The sequence below is a fragment of the Bradyrhizobium manausense genome (assembly GCF_018129685.1).
GTDB classification, from domain to species: Bacteria; Pseudomonadota; Alphaproteobacteria; order Rhizobiales; family Xanthobacteraceae; genus Bradyrhizobium; species Bradyrhizobium manausense_D.
Map to the genome: position 1 here is coordinate 1283720 of NZ_JAFCLG010000001.1, position 17586 is coordinate 1301305.

Sequence of the window (17586 nt, forward strand, 5' to 3'; positions counted from 1 at the left end):
GAAACAGACTAAAGTCGAAGTTCCCGCGACCCGTCGCCGCACCCGATCCATCCCCACACAATCTAACAGATCCTCATCACCCCTAACGGGCGTCCGAGCCTGCTCGCGCCTATCCTGTCAGCGTATCGAGGATGCGAGTCCACCGGTCATACCGAGCGACCGTGAAGCTCAGAAGGATCAAGCGATGCTAGCCGAACTGCAGAGGACCCACGCCCGGATCAATCTTGCGGCCGCGCCAAGGGATCACGAGGCGCCCGGCACGACCCAGGCGATCGCCCGGGAAAGCGAGTGGCGCAAGATCGCTTGCAGCTCACACGCAGTGGCAGACGAGATCACGATCTCGCGCTGGGAAGACTCGCGGGAGGCCTCCTGGCACGCAGCGACGACGCCGCCCGATCGGTATTTCGTCGGCATTGCGCTGAAGCCAACGCGTGCTATCCTGAGCAGGGACCGTCGCGTCATTTTCGACGGCACCATGCCGTCGGGCACGCTTTATGTCAGCGCGCCGTCGCGACAGCTGAGCGCGCAATTCCAGGCTCCCTGCGCCTTTCTGCACCTTCACATCTCCGCCGAGCATTTCCCGACGCGATGGTCCGGGACCGCAGCCGAAGGCCTCGACGACCTGATTCTGCTACGCGATCCGCTCGCCGCAGGACTGGTCAAGGCGCTCGCCGAGCAGGGCGACGCCGTGGATCACCAATTTACGCATTGCATCGGCCAGATCCTTGCGATGCATCTGGCCCGGCCGGAATTGCCGCGCGCCAAGGTTAATGCCTTGCCAAAATGGCGCCTGCGCCGCGTCGAGCAACATATCGCCGCTCATTTCGAACGCGGCATCAGCCTGTCCGAGCTCGCCGGCGTCGCGGGCCTTTCAAGGATGCATTTCGCCGCTCAGTTTCGCGCAGCGACCGGATACCGTCCGCGTGAGTACCTCCTCAATCATCGTATCGAGCAGGCCAAATCGTTGCTGACCACGACCTCGCGGCCGCTGGCCGAGATCGCGCTTGCCGTCGGGTTCAGCACCCAGGCGCATTTCTCGACCGTGTTCAAGCGCATCAGCGGCCAGACTCCGGCGCGATGGCGCGCAGGTGCCAGGAACGAGCGATCGGATGTTGAAGCGCCCCCTCGCCGCCGTCCATCCTGGGATGGCGACCGCTTTGCGGACACGGCCGCATGACAACGGTTTTGGCGTAAGCCCGCTCCCGCTTGCGCCGGCTCGCGCCCACTCCTCCCGGGCCACCGAGCCTCCTGGGCCGTCCCGCCCCCACGGGACGGCCCTTTCTTTTGCTCACGAGTTCAGTGTCACGCATGCGGACCGGTGCGACCGGATTCGTACAGGAACCAGACCCGGCGTTCCGTCTCGTCGATCCAGTTCTCGATCAGGCTTGCTGTCGCGACGTCGCCATACTCATCGCAGAGCTCGTGAACCCGCCGCATCTCCCGCGTCAGCTGCTGGTTGTCGCTGCGCAACTCCGCCAGCATGTCCATGGGATCGACATAGTCGGCATCGTTGTCGAGAATGCGCTGCTCGCGCGCGATCTGACCGATTGAGCGCAGCGTCGTGCCACCGATCTTGCGCGCACGTTCGGCAATGTCATCGGTCATGGCAAATATCTGATCGGACTGCTCGTCCAGCAACAGATGATAGTCGCGAAAGTGAGGGCCCGACATGTGCCAATGGAAATTCTTGGTCTTCAGATAGAGCGCGAAGACGTCGGCCAGCAGCGCACGCAGCGAGGCGGGAATATCCCTGATCGCATTGGTGCCGAGATCGGTCGGGCTTTGGAGGTCTGCTTTTGTCATTCTATGATCCTTCGATGAGCGCAGCAGACCTCTAGCAGGGCCTTGTGCGGAGATTCTTTCGCCTTACGCGCGGCGATTTCGAATTCGCACGGGTGGCGTTCTCTCCACGTCGCAGCCCGCAATGACGGAGTTCCTGGCGATGACACCACTTGCACGGCCGACACGATGCGGCATCGGCTGACGCAGTTCTCTATCCCGCCGGCAGCGCATCGAGGTGGCAGGCCACCCATTGCTCGTCTTCGGCTGAGCGAAGCTGCGGCTCTTCCGTCCGGCAACGGTCGAACACATACGGACAGCGTGTGTGGAAGCGACAGCCGCTCGGGGGATTGATCGGGCTCGGCACGTCGCCGCTGAGGATGATCGGACTGCGCTTGGCGCCAGGCTCCGGCAGCGGCACCGCCGAGAGCAACGCCTTGGTGTAAGGATGTCGGGGCGCCGCAAAGATCTGCCGGCGCGGCGCCACCTCGACGATCTTGCCGAGATACATTACCGCGACGCGATGGGTCATGTGCTCGACGATCGCGAGATCATGACTGATGAACAGCAGCGCAAGACCGAACTCGTGCTGGAGATCCTGCAACAGGTTGACGATCTGTGCCTTGACCGAGACGTCGAGCGCCGACACCGCCTCGTCGCAGACGATCAACTCGGGCTCGGCCGCGAGCGCCCGGGCGATGCCGATGCGCTGGCGTTGGCCGCCGGAAAACTCGTGGGGCTTGCGATTGAGCGCCTCGCGCGGCAGCCGCACCGTGTCCATCAACGCCGTCACGCGCGTTTCCAGATCGATCGCAGACTTGGCGAGACCGAAATTGCGGATCGGCTCGGCCAGGATGTCGCGTACGCTCATGCGTGGATTGAGGCTCGAAAACGGATCCTGGAACACGACCTGCACGCGGCGGCGCATCTGGCGCATCGTGGCGGGCGCGGCGTCGTCGATGCGCTGGCCGTCGAGGATCACCTGGCCGGACGTCACATCGAACAGCCGCAGGATGGCGCGGCCAACCGTCGACTTGCCACAACCGGACTCGCCGACCAGCGACAGCGTCTCGCCGCGCGCAATCTCGAACGACACGCCGTCGACGGCGTAGACGAATTCGGTTTGCCGTCCGAACACGCCTTTCTTGACCGGAAAGTGCTTCTTGAGATCGTTGACCTGGAGCAGCGGGATACTCATGCCGCGACCGCCCCCTTGGCGGCGTGGTGACAGGCTGCGATGTGGCGCGGCCCTTTTTCCTCGAGGCCCGGCGCGTACTGCCGGCAAAGGTCGGTCGCGATCGCGCAGCGGCCGGCGAAGACGCAACCGGCGATCGGCTTGCGCAGATCAGGCACCTGCCCTGGAATCTCGACGAGCCGCCGCGCGGCGCCAGTCAGCGAGGAGCCGAGCCGCGGCACCGCGCCGAGCAGGCCTTGCGTATAGGGGTGGCGCGGCGAGCGGAACAGCTCGGTCACCGGCGCCTCCTCGACCTTGCGGCCGGCATACATCACCATGACCCGTTCGGCGATCTCGGCGACGACGCCGAGATCATGCGTGATCAGGATGATCGCGGCGCCGACGCGCCGCTTCAGGTCGAGCATCAGCTTCAGGATCTGCGCCTGGATCGTGACGTCGAGCGCGGTGGTCGGCTCGTCGGCGATCAGGAGCTTGGGGTTGCAGGCGAGTGCAATGGCGATCATCACGCGCTGGCGCATGCCGCCGGAAAGCTGATGCGGATATTCGCGCACCCGCCGTTTCGGCTCGGGAATCCCGACGAGCGTCAGCATCTCGACCGCGTGCACCTCGGCGGCCTGCCGGTCCAGGCCCTGATGGATCATCAGCGTCTCGCTGATCTGACGGCCGACGGTGAGAACCGGATTGAGGCTCGTCATCGGCTCCTGAAAGATCATCGAGATGTCGTTGCCGCGGATGGCGCGCATCTGGCGATCAGACAGCTTCAGGAGATCCTTGCCCTCAAAGCGAATGGAACCGGCGATCCTGCCCGGCGGCTCCGGAATCAGTCGCATCAGCGACATCGAAGTCACCGACTTGCCGCAGCCGGATTCTCCGACGATCGCGAGCGTTTCGCCCTCGTCGACGTGGAACGACACGCCGTCGACCGCGCGATTGATGCCGCGGGGCGTCCGGAAGTGGGTCTGCAGATTCTCGACTTCAAGCAACGCCATCGCGATCAGCCTCGAAGCACTAGAGACGCTTGGCCATGCGCGGATCCAGCGCATCGCGAAGGCCGTCGCCGAGCAGGTTCACGGCGAGCACGGTCACGGAGAGGAAGGCGGCCGGGAAGAACACGATGTAGGGCTTGACCTGCCACAGCGCGCGGCCCTCCGCCATGATGTTGCCCCAGGACGGAATGGTCGGCGGTGTGCCGGCGCCGATAAAGGACAGGATTGCCTCGGTGATCATGGCGCTGGCGCAGATATAAGTCGCCTGCACCAGCATTGGCGCGACCGTGTTGGGCAGGATGTGACGCAGAATGATCATCGGCGTACGCGTGCCGCAGGCGATCGCGGCGTCCACATAGGGCTGCTCGCGCAACGACAGCACCACACTGCGAACGAGACGGGAGACGCGCGGGATTTCGGCGACGGTGATCGCCAGGATCACGTTGCCGACGCTGCCGCGCGTCAACGCCATCAGCGCAATCGCCAGCAGGATCGGTGGGATCGACATCATGCCATCCATGAAGCGCATCAGGATGCCGTCGGCCCATCGAACGAAGCCCGAGACCATGCCGATGGCGAGACCGATCGCCGAGGCGAATATCGCAACCGACAGCCCGACCGTGAGCGAGACTCGCGCGCCGAACAGCACGCGCGAATAGATGTCGCGGCCGAGCACGTCGGTACCGAACCAGTAGGCTGCCGACGGCGCCCGGGTGCGCCTGGCGGGCGCCAGCGCGGTCGGATCAACCGTCCAGAGATACGGCGCGAAGACCGCGATCAGCACCAGCGCCAGCAGCAACGCGCCGCCGATCGCGACGGTGGGATGGCCGCGCAGGAACCCGATGAAGCCGCGCCGGATCGTGACCGGCCGCAGGATTTCGGGCAGCTGCGGCGCAAGGACGAGGCCGGCGGGAAGCGATTGCGGATTGACGGTCGTATCGGTCAATAGCGGATCCTCGGGTCAACGAGCGTATAGATGACGTCGATCATCAGATTGACGAGGACATAGACGAAGCTGAACAGCAGCACGATGCCCTGGATGACGGGATAGTCGCGGCGCAGGATCGCATCGATCGTGAGGCGGCCGAGACCGGGGATCGCGAACACGCTTTCCGTCACGACGGCGCCGCCGATCAGCAGCGCGATGCCGAGCCCGATGACGGTCACGATCGGCACGGCCGCGTTCTTCAGCGCGTGAATGAACAGGATGCCGCTCTGCCCCATGCCCTTGGCCTTGGCAGTGCGGATGTAGTCCTGCTGCAGCACTTCGAGCATGGCGGCGCGCGTGATGCGCGCGACCAGCGCGATATAGACGCAGCCGAGCGCGATCGCCGGCAGGATCAGGTTTTGCAGCCACGGCCAGAAGCCATCGGTCAGCGGCGTATAGCCCTGCACGGGAAGCCATTCGAGCTCGAGCGCGAATACATAGGCCAGCACATAGCCGACCACGAAGACCGGCAGCGAGAATCCGAACACGGCGAAACCCATGATGGCACGGTCGATCAGGCTGCCGGCTTTCCACGCAGCCACGACGCCGAGCGGCACCGCGACCACGATGGTGAGCAGCAGCGTGATCACCATCAACGAGAGCGTCGGCCCGAGACGTTGCCCGATCATCGTCGACACCGGCAGGTTGGTGAAGATCGAGGTGCCGAGATCCCCGTGCAGAATGCGCCAGACCCAGCTTCCGAACTGGATCAGGAACGGCCGGTCGAGGCCGAGGCTCTGACGGATGCGCTCCACATCCTCCGGACTTGCCTGGTCGCCCGCGATGACCACCGCGGGGTCACCCGGCGCGATGTAAAGCAGGCTGAACACGAACAGCGCGACGATTGCCATCACCGGCAAGGTCGCGACGACGCGACGGAGGATGTAGGAGAGCATCTGGCTTCAGCGTGTGATCATGCGGTCTTCGATACGCCCCAGAAGAACGGCAACGGTCCCTTGGTGATACCGGAGACATTCTTGCGCCACGCCGTATAGCTCAGGAAGAAGCCGGTCGGCGCGTAGACGACGTCTTCGAATGCCGCCTTGTTGAGCCGGCTGACTGCGGCCTTTTCCTCGTCGAGATTCTTGGCGTCGAACCAGGCCGTGACCTCCTTCTCGGTATTGGCGCTGGTGGGCCAGCCGAACCAGGCCTTGTCGCCATTGGCGCGAATGGCGGTGTAGGGCGCGGGGTTGATGCAATCTGCGCCCGCATGCCAGGTGTGGAACATGTTCCAGCCGCCTTGTCCGGGCGGTGTCTTCTGCGCACGACGGGAGCCGACCGTGCCCCAATCGGTCGCGACGAAGTCGACATTCATGCCGAGCTTCTTCAGCAGGTCCGCGGTCACATCGCCGAACGCCTTGGTGATCGGCTGATCCTGCGCCACCAGACACGTGACCGGCTGGCCTGAATAACCGCTCTCGGCGAGCAGCTTCTTGGCTGCGTCGATATCACGCTTGCCCTTCAGAATCTCGCCGCCCGTTTCGGTGTACAGCGGCGTACCCGGCGTGAAGTAGCTGGGCAGCGGCTTCCACAGCGTCTCGTCGTCGCCGACGAGAGCGCGCATGTAGTCTTCCTGGCTCAGCGCCATCAGCACCGCGCGCCGCGCCCGCACGTCGTTGAAGGGCGGATACAGAAAATTCATGCGGAACGAGCCGATATTGCCGAGGGGATCGCCAATATCGACGCTGATGTTCTTGTTCTTCTTCAGGACGGGAACGAGGTCCGCGATCGGGTTCTCCCACCAGTCGATCTCGCCGTTCTGCAGCGCAGCCGCAGCCGTCGCCGGATCCGGCATCACGATCCATTCGATGCGATCGACCAGGATCTGCTTGCCGCCGGCCAGCCACGACACCTTCTCCTGCCGCGGCACGTAGTCGGCGAACTTCTCGAACACCGCCTTGGCGCCCGGGACCCACTCGCCCGTGGCGAACTTCATCGGCCCGGAGCCGACATAATCCGTGATCTGCTTGAACGGGTCGGTCTGCGCGATCCGTTCCGGCATGATGAAGGCGACCGGCGAATTGTTCTTGCCGAGCGCGTAGAGCATCTTCGGGAAGGGCTGCTTCAGCACCCACTTGAAGGTGCGATCGTCGACCGCGGTCAACTCCTGCTGGATCGCCTTGAGCATCAGGCCCATCGGATCGCGCGCGGCCCAGCGATTGAGGCTCGCGACGACGTCCTTGCTCAGCACCGGCGTGCCGTCATGGAATTTCAAGCCCGAGCGCAGCTTGAACGTCCAGGTCATGCCATCGTCGGTCACTTCTTCGGATTCGACCATCTGACGTTGTGGTACCAGCGACGAATCGACGCCGTACAGCGTGTCCCAGACCAGCGCCGCGGCGTTGCGCACGACATATTGCGTGCCCCAGATGGGATCGAAATTGGCAAGATTGGCCTGCGGCACGAAACGCAGGGTGCGGGCAGCCGCGCCTTGTGCGATCGCCGGGGCCGAGAGGCCTCCGGTCAATGCCAGACCGCTCGCGCCAGCCAGCCCCTTTAATACGGTCCTGCGATCCATGAAGTCCTCCCAGTAATGCCGCGATTCCGGCCGTTCATCGGCCAGGGGCAGGTGAAATCGAGCCCATTAGCGTGCAAATGGTATGCCAGTAACCACGCATTCGCCATCAGGATATTACCGACTTTTTGATGAGCAGAGTGTCAAAGAGCGGCCGCCAGCACCGGCCCGGTGTCGATATGAGGGATCGCCTCGACCAGCTTGCGAGTATAGTCGGTTTTCGGATTATCGAATAGCGCGCGACTCTCGCCCTGCTCCACGATGCCGCCATTGCGCAGCACGATGGTGCGGTCGCAGAGCATGCGCACGACGTTGAGATCGTGGCTGACGAACAGCAGCGCGATGTCGTTCTCGCGCCTGAGGCGATCGAGCAATTGGAGCACCACTGCCTGCACCGAGACGTCGAGCGCGGCGGTTGGCTCGTCCAGCACCAAAAGCCGCGGCCGGCAGGCAATCGCGCGCGCGATGCCGACGCGGGCCTTCTGGCCGCCCGAGAGCTGATGGGGAAAGCGCGGCAGGAGGTCGAGCGGTAATCCGACCCGCTCCGCACACTCATCCACGCGCTTGCGCAGCGCATCACCCGGGCGCATGCCGCCGAGGCGCATCAGGGGATGGGCGATACAATCGAACGCCGTGTAGCGCGGATTGAGGCTTTCGTTCGGGTCCTGGAAGACCATCTGGATGTCTTTGCGCAAAGGCGAGTGGTGGAAGTCGCGCGAGGCGATGTGGCCGATCGACTGTCCGTCGAACACGATATCGCCCTCGCTCGGGTCGATCAGACGGCAGATCATCCGCGACGTCGTGCTCTTGCCCGAGCCGGATTCACCCACGAGCCCGACGCTCTCGCCACCGGTCATCGTCATCGAGAAGTCGGCAACCGCCGCGGAGCCCTTGTCGAAGCGCTTTGCCAGCTTCCGCACCTCGAGCAGCGGCGGGGTGCCGTGCGCAACCTCTGTCCTTGGTCTGCCCGCGACCGCAACGACGCCCTCCCGCTCCTCCTCCGTGACGAGGTCCTCGATGCGGGACGTCGCGGTCGGCGATGCCGCGACCAGGCGGCGGGTATAGGCATGCTGCGGCATGCTGAAGAGGGTCTTGGGACTGGCCTCCTCGACGATGCGTCCGCGCTCCATCACCGCGATGCGTCGGCAATAGCGCGCCGCGAGCCCGAGATCGTGCGTGATCAGGATCGTCGCCATGCCGCGCGCAGCGGCGATATCGGCCAGAAGATCCATCACCACCTTCTGCGTGGTGACATCGAGACCGGTAGTCGGCTCGTCGGCGATCAGGAGCGCCGGATTGCAGGAGATCGCGATTGCAATCATCACACGCTGGCACATGCCGCCGGAGAGTTCGTGCGGATAGGCATTCATCCGCGCCTCGGGATCGCGGATCTGGACGGCGCGCAGCAAGTCGAGCGCTTCCGCGCGGGCGGCGTCCTTCGATATCTTCTTGTGGGTGAGGATCGCGTCCGCGATCTGCAGGCCGATCCCGCGGATCGGGTTCAGCGCGGCTCGCGGGTTCTGAAAGATCATCGACATCGCCGCGCCCTGGAGATGGCGAAGGTCGTCGCCCCTGAGCTTGGTCACGTCCTGACCGCGAAACAGGATTTTTCCGCCGGTGACGCGGCCGGCTGGATCGAGCAGCCGGGTCGTCGCGAAGCCTGTCACCGACTTGCCCGAGCCGCTCTCGCCGACGAGGCCGAGCATCTCGCCCTTTTCGACCGAGAGCGTGACACCGCGCACCGCCTCGACCATGCCCCGCCGCGTCGAGAACGTGACGTGGAGGCCGTCGATGCTGAGCAGCACCTCGCTCATGTGCGCATCCGGGGATCGAGAATGTCGCGCATCCCGTCACCGAGGAGATTGAAGCACAGCACCGCCATCATCAGCGCGAGGCCCGGAAAGGCCACCAGCCACCATCGCCCGGTCGAGATGAAGCGCGCACCTTCCGCGACCATGATGCCCCATTCCGGCGTCGGCGGCTTGACGCCAAGACCGATGAAGGAGAGGCCGGCCGCGTTGAGAATGGCCCAACCGAGGTTGAGCGAGATCTGCACCGCCATCGCCGGCAGGATGTTCGGCAGCAGGAAGCGCAAAACCACGGAAAAATGGCTCTCGCCGCAGGCGCGCGCCGCCTCCACCCAGCCGAGATTGCGGCGGACGTTCACCTCGGCGCGCGCAAAGCGGATGTAGAAAGGCAGATTGATGATCGCGGTTGCGATCACGATGTTCTCGATCCGGTTGCCGAGCGCTGCGACCATCGCCATCGCCAGCACGAACAGCGGAAAGGCCATCATGACGTCAACGAAGCGGCCGACCGCGCGGTCGAGCTTGCCGCCGGCATAGCCGCAGAACGCGCCGACGACGGCACCAATCGCGAAGGAGAGACCGACCGCGGACACCGCGATCGCCAGATCGAGCCGGGCTGCGACGACGAGGCGGCTGAAGACGTCGCGGCCAAGCTGATCGGTGCCCGCCAGATGCGCCGCGCTCGGCGGCTGCAAGGCATGCGAAACATTGGACACCACGGGATCGTAGGGCACGATCCACGGCCCGAAGATCGCGAGCAGGACGAACAGCGCTACGCCCGCCGCGGCAACTGCGGTGAGCGGGTTGCCGCGCAGGATCCAGACCGAGTGGCGGAGGGTGGCGCTGGTCATTCGATCGACACCCTGGGATCGGCGATGCCGTAGCAAATATCGACTACCAGATTGACCAGCACGAACAGGCTCGCCATCAACAGCACAAAGCCCTGGACCGGCGCATAGTCCGAGGACAGCAGCGCATCGAGCGCATAGGAGGCGACGCCCGGCCAGGAGAATACTTTCTCCACCAGCACGTTCGCGCCCAGCATGGTCGAGAACACGATGCCGGCGATGGTGATCACCGGCAGGATCGCGTTGCGGAGCGCGTAGGTGACCACCACCTTGTACCAGGACAGACCGACCGAACGCGCCGTGCGCACGAAATCACTGCCGAGCGAGACCAGCATCGAAGCGCGCGTGATCCGCGCCAGCGGCGCGATCACGAACAGGGCCATGCTCACCGCCGGCAGCATCAGCTGCCTGCAGGCCGCCCACCAACCCTCGACATCTCCCGCGAGCAGGAAATCAATCGACAGGAAGCCGGTGCGTGACGGCGGCAGCGAGGTGAAGACGTCGATCCGCCCTGTTGGGTCGGGCGCCAGCCCGAGCAGATAATAGAAGACATAGATCAAGAGCAGGCCCGACACGAACGTCGGGACACAAACGCCGAGCGCACAGAACAATCGCACGCCGTGATCGATCGCCGATCCCGGCCGCAGCGCCGCAACGACGCCAAGCGGCACCGCGGCGATCAGCGCGATCAGGAGTGCGGTGAAGGTGAGCTCGAGCGAGGCCGGCAGCCGCTCGCGCAGATCCTTCAGCACCGGCTGTCCCGTCATCATGGAACGGCCGAGATTGCCGTGGCCGATGTCCGAGAGATAGTACACGAGTTGCTCCGGGACCGGCTTGTTGAGCCCCATCTGCTTGCGTATCTGCTCGATCTCCTCCTTGCCGGCATTGGGCCCCGAGGCAAAGAACACCGCGGGGTCGCCGGGGAGGACACGCATCAACAGAAAGGTGAAGACCAGCACACCGAACAGCGCGGGCAGCGACGACAGAAGCCGCCTGCCCGCCCGCACCAATGTTGCACCAAGACCGGTCGTCACCTCTGAGAGCCTCTCTCCACGGGCGTCATTTGCGGCTGAGGTCGCGATAGTCGACCTGGCGATGGAATTCGTAGGTGTAACCTTCGATCGTGGCCGCCATCACCGCATCCTGGTTCGGCTGCCACAGCATGATCTGCGGCATCTCGCTGTTGTGGATGGCGTTGAGCTTGCGGCCATCCTCCTCGTACTTGGTCTTGTCAGGCTCGAAGCGGGCTTCCTGCGCGATCGCGACGAGCTCGGGATTGTTGATCGAGCTGTAGTTCCAGCGCTGATTGCCGGTGTAGAAATTGCGGTAGAAGTAATCGGTCGACGGCAACCAGGCTACGATGCCCTCGGTATAGAAGGGAAGCTTCTTCTCGTTGATCTGCGTCGACATCTGCGCGTCCGGCAACTTTTGGATATCGACCTTGATCCCGATCTTGCCCAATGATTCCTTCACCAGCGCGGCCATCGGCTCCGCGGTCGAGGACTGGCCGACGTTGAAGCTGAAGGTGGTCGAGAAGCCTTCAGGAAGGCCGGCGGCCTTGAGGTATTCGCGCGCCTTGTCGAGATCGAGCTTCACCGGTTGCTGGAACGGATAGATGCCAGTCAACGGCTTGCCATCCGGCCAGGTCGCGCCGAACAGCGGCGCCCCGCGGCCGAACAGGGCGGCCTTGAACATGTCGTCATAGGGCAGCGCATAGGCGATGGCACGGCGCACATTGACGTTGTCGAACGGCGGCAACTGGTTGTTCATCGAGACGAAGGTGATCGCATTGTACTGCGGCGTCGAGATTACCTTGAGCTTGCCCTTGGCCTCGAGCGACTGCACGTCGCTGGCCTGCAGGTCGACGACGAGGTCGGCATCGCCGCGCTCGACCAGGTTGGCGCGGGTTGCCGGCTCCGGCACCGATTGGATGATCACGCGCTTGAAGAAGGCGGGCTTGCTGGCCGAACCGCGATTCCAGCTCTCGTCGCGCTTGATGATGACCTGCTCGCCGGGCTTGAAGGTCTCGAGGATGTAAGCGCCGCTGCCCGCGGTGTGCTCCTTCAGCCAGGCTGTGGCCCAGGGATCATCCGTCGTCGCATGCTCCTTGGCAAGTTTCGAGTTGATGATGATGGGATAGACGGTCGCCAGGTTCGGCAGCGCGAGCTTGTCGGGTTTGGGCAGCGTCACCTCGATGGTCAGCGGATCGACCATCTTGAACTGGTCGGCGGACGTCATTGATCCCGTCAGCAGCTGCGCCTTGCCGAGGATCGGCGCGGTGACGCAGCGGTCGAGCGACCATTTCACGTCCTCAGCCGTAACCGGCGTACCGTCCTGGAATTTTGCGTCCTTGCGCAGGTGGAAGGTCAGCTTCAGACCGTCGGGGCTGACATCGTAGGATTCAGCGAGCTCGCCCGTGATGGTGTCGAGATCGAAAACCCATTTGCCGTTGAGCTGCTTGCGGCCGAACGCGACCAGCCGGTCATACGTGCTCATACTGAGCGCGAAGGACTCGCGGGTCGATCCTGGGATGTTGGGATCGAGCGTGTTGACGGCTGCACCGGTCACATAGCGCAGAGTCTCCGCCCGGGTTTGCGCTTGTGAGGGCGCGGTGGCGACCAGCAACAGTATGGTGGCGGCGAGGACTGAGGTCGCTCGTCTGAAAGACACAAAACGCATTGGTTTTCCCCGCGATTTCGACTGGAACCGTCGACAAGATAGGTCAAGAAGGAAGCAAGTTGCGCGCCAATGCGCAGAGGCGCTTCGTCGCGGCGGCGCATGGGTGATCATCACGATGGCTCCATTGTTCGCGTCGGCCGCGTAACCACAGCTTGCGGCAAGTCATAGGCGCCGAGCGAGGCCCAGTGGCGCTCGACATCGGCGCGAAACAGGCCGCGCGTCAGGCCGTTGACCAGCTTCGGCACCGCTGTCGTCATCGCGTTGATCGACGATCCGGACGGACCAAAGCTCATGGTGGACGCGATTGCGAAAAGGTGGATGTCCGAGATCCACGGCGTCTCGCCCGGTACCCGCTCGGTGAAGGCATAATCGTCGGCGAGATAGGGAAAACGGCCAAGCCGCGGGCTGCGCTCGTTCTCCGGCGGCTGGTAGCGATCAGCCCAGGTCGCGATATTGCCGGCAAATCTTGCGAGCTCGCCGCGGCCGGCAAAGTTCATGTCGATACCGGTGCCGCAAATGACGAAATCCGCGGCAACAACGCCGCGTGGCGTCTGCAATTCGACGTGGCCGCCGGTCTGCCGGGCGGCTTCGATCGGGGCCCCCTCGTGCAATGTGAAAGCGGCATGACGCGCACAGCGATCATAGGTCGCTTGCGGAAAGCCCTCGCGCATTTCGAGGATTTTGCGCATGAAGCGCCAGCGCCAGGCATCGTCGAGGTCGCCGAGGTGACGAAGGAAGCCACGGAAGGTCAACCAGCGATAGGGCTGGATCAGCTGGATCTGCGCGCGGCGGCAGAGCAGATGGACTTCCGCGGCCCCCGCCTCAAGCGCGGTTGCCGCGTTGTCGAAAGCGGATGCGCCGGCGCCGATCACGGCGACCCGCTTGCCGCGGAGGCCCTCGAAATCGATCTCGTCCGCGACTGACGCGACAACGCTCGCCGGCAGATCACGCAACTGCTCCGGAATCATCCAGTCGCCCATCCCCTCCTGCCCGGTCGCCAGCACGATCTTGCGGGCGTAGAGCGTTTCCACACCAGCTGCGTGTTTCACGCGCGCGGCCAGGAGGCCGTCGGATGCAGGTGCAATATCGAGAAGCTCGCAGCCATTGGCTACCGGAAGGCCGATCGTGCGTCGCAGCCAGAGCAGATACTCCGCCCAATGCTCCCGCAGGATCAGGGCGAGCGCTTGCCAGCTTTCCTTGCCGAAACGAGCTTCGTGCCAGGACTGGTAGGTCAGGTTGGGGATGTCGAGGTCAGGCCCCGTATAGTCCTTCGGGCTGCGCAGCGTCGGCATGCGGGCGTAGGTGAGCCATGGACCCTCCTTCCCCTCCGCGGCCTTGTCGAGCACCAGAATGTTGCTGACGCGAGAGCGCATCAGGCCGAAGCCGATGGCGATGCCGGATTGGCCGGCGCCGACGATCAGCACATCCAGCGCAGCGTTGCCGTCCGGCCCGATCTTCGGTTCAAGCCATGCGGCATGGGGATGCGCGATCCTTGCGAGATCGGCGCGAACGTCGGCTTCAAGCTCTGTCAGCGCATCACTCATGCCGCGAGCCAACCTCCGTCGACCACCATCACGGTGCCGGTCGTGAAGGAGGATGAATCGCCGGCGAGATGCAGCGCGGCCTGCGCGATCTCCTCCGCCCGCCCGAACCGCTTCATGGCATGGCGGTTACGCGAGGCTTCGCGCACCTCCTCGGAATTGGTGTGGCGGGCAAAGCTGCGACGAAGCATCGGCGTGTCGATCGCGCCGGGCGCAATCGCATTGACGCGAATGCCATCGGTTGCGAAATCCACCGCCATGGTTCGGGTCAGGCTGACGATCGCGCCCTTGGCGGCGATATAGGCACTGTTGCCCTTGCCGCCGGCGATCGCAAGCTGCGAGGCCAGTGTAATGATCGAGCCACTCTTCTGCTGCTGCATCTGCGGCACCGCGGCCCGCGCCCACAGCCAGGTGCCGCCGACATTGGCGCGGAACACCGCGTCCCAATCCTCCAGGCTTGTCGTCAGCACCGTGCCACCGACAGAGAAGCCGGCCGCGGTCATGAGAATATCGAGGCGGCCGTGACGCGCCATGACCTCGCCGACGACGGCTTCAGCGAAGCTGGCATCTCCCACGTCGCCGACATGCGTCGTGGCCTTGCCAATCAAGCTCAGCGTTCCCTGAAGACCAGCAGCATCGCGATCAACAAGGGCAAGCTCGGCTCCTTCCTCCGCGAACAGCTTTGCGCTGGCGCGGCCGATGCCGGAGCCTGCTCCCGTGATGATCGCCGCCCGCCCTTGCAGCCGCATGTCAGCACGTCTCCGTATGCTGCGTCCACCAAGTGCTCATCGCAGCGGCAGACTCCGCGCAACCAAAGCGCGCGCGCCAGCCGAACTCGTCGGCCATGCGCGCGACCGACAGCGGTGCGCGATCCCCACCGTGTGTCTTGATGAAGGTCTTCTCTCCGGGGGACGCAAGTCGACACTCAAATCCGGGATGCAAGGCCGCAAACACTTCGCCCCATTGCAGTGCAGACCAAGCCCTGCCACTCGATATATTGTAGAGCCGATGGCGTGGCCGCTCGGCTTCGATCAGCACCGCAACTGCTTCGGCGGCGTCAACGGCATAGATCCAGTCCTTAACACCCTGGCCCGGCATAAGCGCCAACCCGCCACGAGCGAACTCGGCCAGAATCTGGAACTGGAGGCTTGGTGTGTCGCGCACCTTGCCGATCCGCTCCCATGGGCCGAATACGGCGCTCAGTCGCACGCTGAGAAAATCGCCACCATGCAACTCAGCGAGCCTCGCCACCGATCGTTCCGAAGTGAATTTGCTGATGGCGTAAAACGAGACGGGATCACAGGGCGTTTCCTCGTCCAATATCGGATAGCGTTGTCCCGCGGCTCCATAGGCCGATGCCGAGGACAGATTGATCACGCGCCGAACGCCCCGACGGATCGCAGCGCTCAGGATCGGAATCTGAGCCATCACATTGATCTCGAGGATGCTCGAGGTCGCGGTCCGCTCGAGCTGGTCCCCCGCGGTTATGGCGGCGCCAAGGACGATTGTATCAAAACCCTGCTTTACGAGCGCGTCAATCCTATCGACGTCAGTGATCTCGCCCTGAACAACCGTGAGCCGCTCCCGGCAATCTGCTAGGGAGCGCCCTGCTCCCGCAGGAAGCTGTTTTCGATCATACAACGTCACGCTATGGCCGCGCGCGAGGAGCGCCTCCGCTACGTTGAGGCCGACAAACCCTGTGCCGCCAAAGATCAGGACCTTCATCGCTTGCGATCCACCGTCACAGCAGTTTCGCTCCGAAATTCCGTTCAGGATCCATGTCGGCGACGAGCCGGCCGGTCGGCTTTGCCGCCTCGCCACCGCTGCGCGCCAGGAATTTTCCGCTGCCGGGGCTCGCCAGGCACTTGTTGCCGTCCACGATCACGCGCCCGCGCGAGAGCACCGACACCGGCCAGCCCTTCAGCTTGCGGCCGGCGAACGGCGTGTAGCCGGCGAGGTCATGCATCATCTCGTCGGCGATCACGGTCTCGCGGCTGGGATCCCAGATCGCGATATCCGCGTCGGCACCGACGGCGATCGAACCCTTCCGCGGATGCAGATTGTAGATCCTGGCCGGCGCCGTCGCGGTCAGCTCGACGAATTTTTCGAGGCCCAGCCGGCCCTTGGAGACCATCGCGTCGAATAGCAACGGCAGCCGCAGTTCCAGTCCCGGCAAGCCGTTGGCGACCTGCTTGAAGTTCGGGTTTGGCCCGGCGCGCAGCTTGCCGGTTTCGTCATAGCGATACGGCGCGTGATCCGACGAGATGGTCTGGAGGTCGCCGAGCGAGAGCGCCTGCCACAGCGCCTCCTGGTCCGCATGCGTGCGGGGTGGCGGGCTGCACATCCATTTGGCGCCCTCCGCGCCCGGCTTGTCGAGATCGTTTGCGGTGAGAAACAGATATTGCGGACAGGTCTCGGCGAAGACCTTGAGCCCCTGCCCGCGCGAGTCGCGGATCACCCTGGCGCCTTCGGCGGTCGACACGTGAAAGATCATGATCGGCTGATCAATCAGCGCAGCCATGCCGATCAGACGCGTGAAGGCTTCGGCCTCCGATACGCGGGCATGACTCACGGCGTGGTATTTCGGCATGGTGTAGCCACGCGCCAGCAACCGTTTCACCATCCAGGCGATGATGCCGTGATTTTCGGCATGCGCACACAGCATCGCGCCGGACTGGCGCGCGGCGAGGAGAATGTCGAGCAACGGCTCGTCATCGACCTTGAGGCGGTCATAGGTCATGAAGATCTTGATCGACGCATGGCCCTGCTTCACCAGCGCCGGGATGTGCTCCTCGACCGTTTCCTTGGTCGCGTCCGCAATGATCATGTGAAAGGCGTAGTCGATCACCGCGCCCTTCCTGGCCAGCCCGTGATAGTCCTCCACCACTTGCGGCAGCTTCATGCCGACATGTTGGGCCGCGAACGGGATCACGGTGGTCGTTCCGCCAAACGCGGCCGACACGGTCGCGCTTTCAAAAGTGTCGGCATTCATGATGCCGGCCGCGGACAGCTGCTCGATATGCGCGTGGCTGTCGACGCCGCCGGGCAGCACCAGCTTGCCGCGCGCGTCGATCTCGCGTTTGGCCGCCGGAAGGCCCCTGCCGATCGCCGCGATCGTCTCGCCGGAGATGGCGACATCGGCCTCGAACACGTCGGTCGTGGTGGCGACGCGGCCGCCGCGAATGATCAGGTCGTAAGTGGGTTCAGTCATGAGGCACTCCATGATATGCCTGAGCCAAATGATCGC

At 64.2% G+C, this 17586-nt stretch carries 15 protein-coding genes; 1 reads left to right on the forward strand and 14 read right to left on the reverse strand.

What is annotated here, in order from left to right:
* The first annotated feature begins 184 nt into the window (after positions 1–184).
* On the forward strand, positions 185–1177 hold the full coding sequence (locus JQ621_RS06350) for an AraC family transcriptional regulator (protein WP_212233520.1): 993 nt from the start codon (positions 185–187) through the stop codon (positions 1175–1177).
* Positions 1178–1302: 125 nt separating this feature from the next.
* On the opposite strand, the gene JQ621_RS06355 is transcribed toward JQ621_RS06350, so the two are convergent.
* From JQ621_RS06355 to hydA, 14 genes are all read right to left on the reverse strand, one after another.
* Positions 1303–1803 carry a Dps family protein gene (locus JQ621_RS06355; protein WP_212233521.1) on the reverse strand — a complete coding sequence of 167 codons (501 nt, stop codon included), beginning with the start codon at positions 1801–1803 and terminating at the stop codon, positions 1303–1305.
* Positions 1804–1993: 190 nt separating this feature from the next.
* Positions 1994–2977 carry an ABC transporter ATP-binding protein gene (locus JQ621_RS06360; RefSeq protein ID WP_212233522.1) on the reverse strand — a complete coding sequence of 328 codons (984 nt, stop codon included), beginning with the start codon at positions 2975–2977 and terminating at the stop codon, positions 1994–1996.
* Complete coding sequence (locus JQ621_RS06365; RefSeq protein ID WP_212233523.1) at positions 2974–3963, reverse strand: ABC transporter ATP-binding protein; 990 nt, start codon at positions 3961–3963, stop codon at positions 2974–2976. The genes JQ621_RS06360 and JQ621_RS06365 overlap by 4 nt, the downstream gene beginning before the upstream one ends.
* A gap of 19 nt (positions 3964–3982) precedes the next feature.
* Positions 3983–4906, reverse strand: a complete 924-nt coding sequence (locus JQ621_RS06370) for an ABC transporter permease (protein WP_212233524.1) — start codon at positions 4904–4906, stop codon at positions 3983–3985.
* Complete coding sequence (locus tag JQ621_RS06375; protein ID WP_212233525.1) at positions 4903–5844, reverse strand: ABC transporter permease; 942 nt, start codon at positions 5842–5844, stop codon at positions 4903–4905. The genes JQ621_RS06370 and JQ621_RS06375 overlap by 4 nt, the downstream gene beginning before the upstream one ends.
* Positions 5845–5861: 17 nt before the next feature.
* Positions 5862–7466, reverse strand: a complete 1605-nt coding sequence (locus JQ621_RS06380) for an ABC transporter substrate-binding protein (protein WP_212233526.1) — start codon at positions 7464–7466, stop codon at positions 5862–5864.
* A 140-nt stretch (positions 7467–7606) separates the two neighbouring features.
* A complete protein-coding gene (nikE, locus tag JQ621_RS06385) occupies positions 7607–9277 on the reverse strand; it encodes a nickel ABC transporter ATP-binding protein NikE (RefSeq protein WP_212233527.1) in 1671 nt (556 codons plus the stop codon).
* A complete protein-coding gene (locus JQ621_RS06390; RefSeq protein ID WP_212233528.1) occupies positions 9274–10122 on the reverse strand; it encodes an ABC transporter permease in 849 nt (282 codons plus the stop codon). The genes nikE and JQ621_RS06390 overlap by 4 nt, the downstream gene beginning before the upstream one ends.
* Positions 10119–11153, reverse strand: a complete 1035-nt coding sequence (locus JQ621_RS06395; protein WP_212233529.1) for an ABC transporter permease — start codon at positions 11151–11153, stop codon at positions 10119–10121. Before JQ621_RS06395 ends, JQ621_RS06390 begins: the two co-directional genes overlap by 4 nt.
* 25 nt (positions 11154–11178) lie before the next feature.
* On the reverse strand, positions 11179–12798 hold the full coding sequence (locus JQ621_RS06400) for an ABC transporter substrate-binding protein (RefSeq protein WP_212233530.1): 1620 nt from the start codon (positions 12796–12798) through the stop codon (positions 11179–11181).
* A 110-nt stretch (positions 12799–12908) separates the two neighbouring features.
* Positions 12909–14342, reverse strand: a complete 1434-nt coding sequence (locus JQ621_RS06405) for an NAD(P)-binding domain-containing protein (protein ID WP_212233531.1) — start codon at positions 14340–14342, stop codon at positions 12909–12911.
* Entirely contained in the window at positions 14339–15088 is a 750-nt protein-coding gene (locus JQ621_RS06410) for an SDR family oxidoreductase (RefSeq protein ID WP_212233532.1), read from the reverse strand. Before JQ621_RS06410 ends, JQ621_RS06405 begins: the two co-directional genes overlap by 4 nt.
* Position 15089: 1 nt before the next feature.
* Complete coding sequence (locus JQ621_RS06415) at positions 15090–16064, reverse strand: NAD-dependent epimerase/dehydratase family protein (RefSeq protein ID WP_212233533.1); 975 nt, start codon at positions 16062–16064, stop codon at positions 15090–15092.
* 16 nt (positions 16065–16080) lie between these two features.
* Positions 16081–17550, reverse strand: coding sequence for a dihydropyrimidinase (hydA, locus tag JQ621_RS06420; protein WP_212233534.1), 1470 nt, complete (start codon positions 17548–17550; stop codon positions 16081–16083).
* Positions 17551–17586 lie beyond the last annotated feature (36 nt).

Coding starts and splice junctions, on each gene's coding strand:
- JQ621_RS06350 (WP_212233520.1), top strand. CDS start 185: ATGCTAGCCGAACTGCAGAGGACCCACGCCCGGATCAATCTTGCGGCC.
- JQ621_RS06355 (WP_212233521.1), bottom strand. CDS start 1,803: ATGACAAAAGCAGACCTCCAAAGCCCGACCGATCTCGGCACCAATGCG.
- JQ621_RS06360 (WP_212233522.1), bottom strand. CDS start 2,977: ATGAGTATCCCGCTGCTCCAGGTCAACGATCTCAAGAAGCACTTTCCG.
- JQ621_RS06365 (WP_212233523.1), bottom strand. CDS start 3,963: ATGGCGTTGCTTGAAGTCGAGAATCTGCAGACCCACTTCCGGACGCCC.
- JQ621_RS06375 (WP_212233525.1), bottom strand. CDS start 5,844: ATGCTCTCCTACATCCTCCGTCGCGTCGTCGCGACCTTGCCGGTGATG.
- JQ621_RS06380 (WP_212233526.1), bottom strand. CDS start 7,466: ATGGATCGCAGGACCGTATTAAAGGGGCTGGCTGGCGCGAGCGGTCTG.
- nikE (WP_212233527.1), bottom strand. CDS start 9,277: ATGAGCGAGGTGCTGCTCAGCATCGACGGCCTCCACGTCACGTTCTCG.
- JQ621_RS06390 (WP_212233528.1), bottom strand. CDS start 10,122: ATGACCAGCGCCACCCTCCGCCACTCGGTCTGGATCCTGCGCGGCAAC.
- JQ621_RS06400 (WP_212233530.1), bottom strand. CDS start 12,798: ATGCGTTTTGTGTCTTTCAGACGAGCGACCTCAGTCCTCGCCGCCACC.
- JQ621_RS06405 (WP_212233531.1), bottom strand. CDS start 14,342: ATGAGTGATGCGCTGACAGAGCTTGAAGCCGACGTTCGCGCCGATCTC.
- JQ621_RS06410 (WP_212233532.1), bottom strand. CDS start 15,088: ATGCGGCTGCAAGGGCGGGCGGCGATCATCACGGGAGCAGGCTCCGGC.
- JQ621_RS06415 (WP_212233533.1), bottom strand. CDS start 16,064: ATGAAGGTCCTGATCTTTGGCGGCACAGGGTTTGTCGGCCTCAACGTA.
- hydA (WP_212233534.1), bottom strand. CDS start 17,550: ATGACTGAACCCACTTACGACCTGATCATTCGCGGCGGCCGCGTCGCC.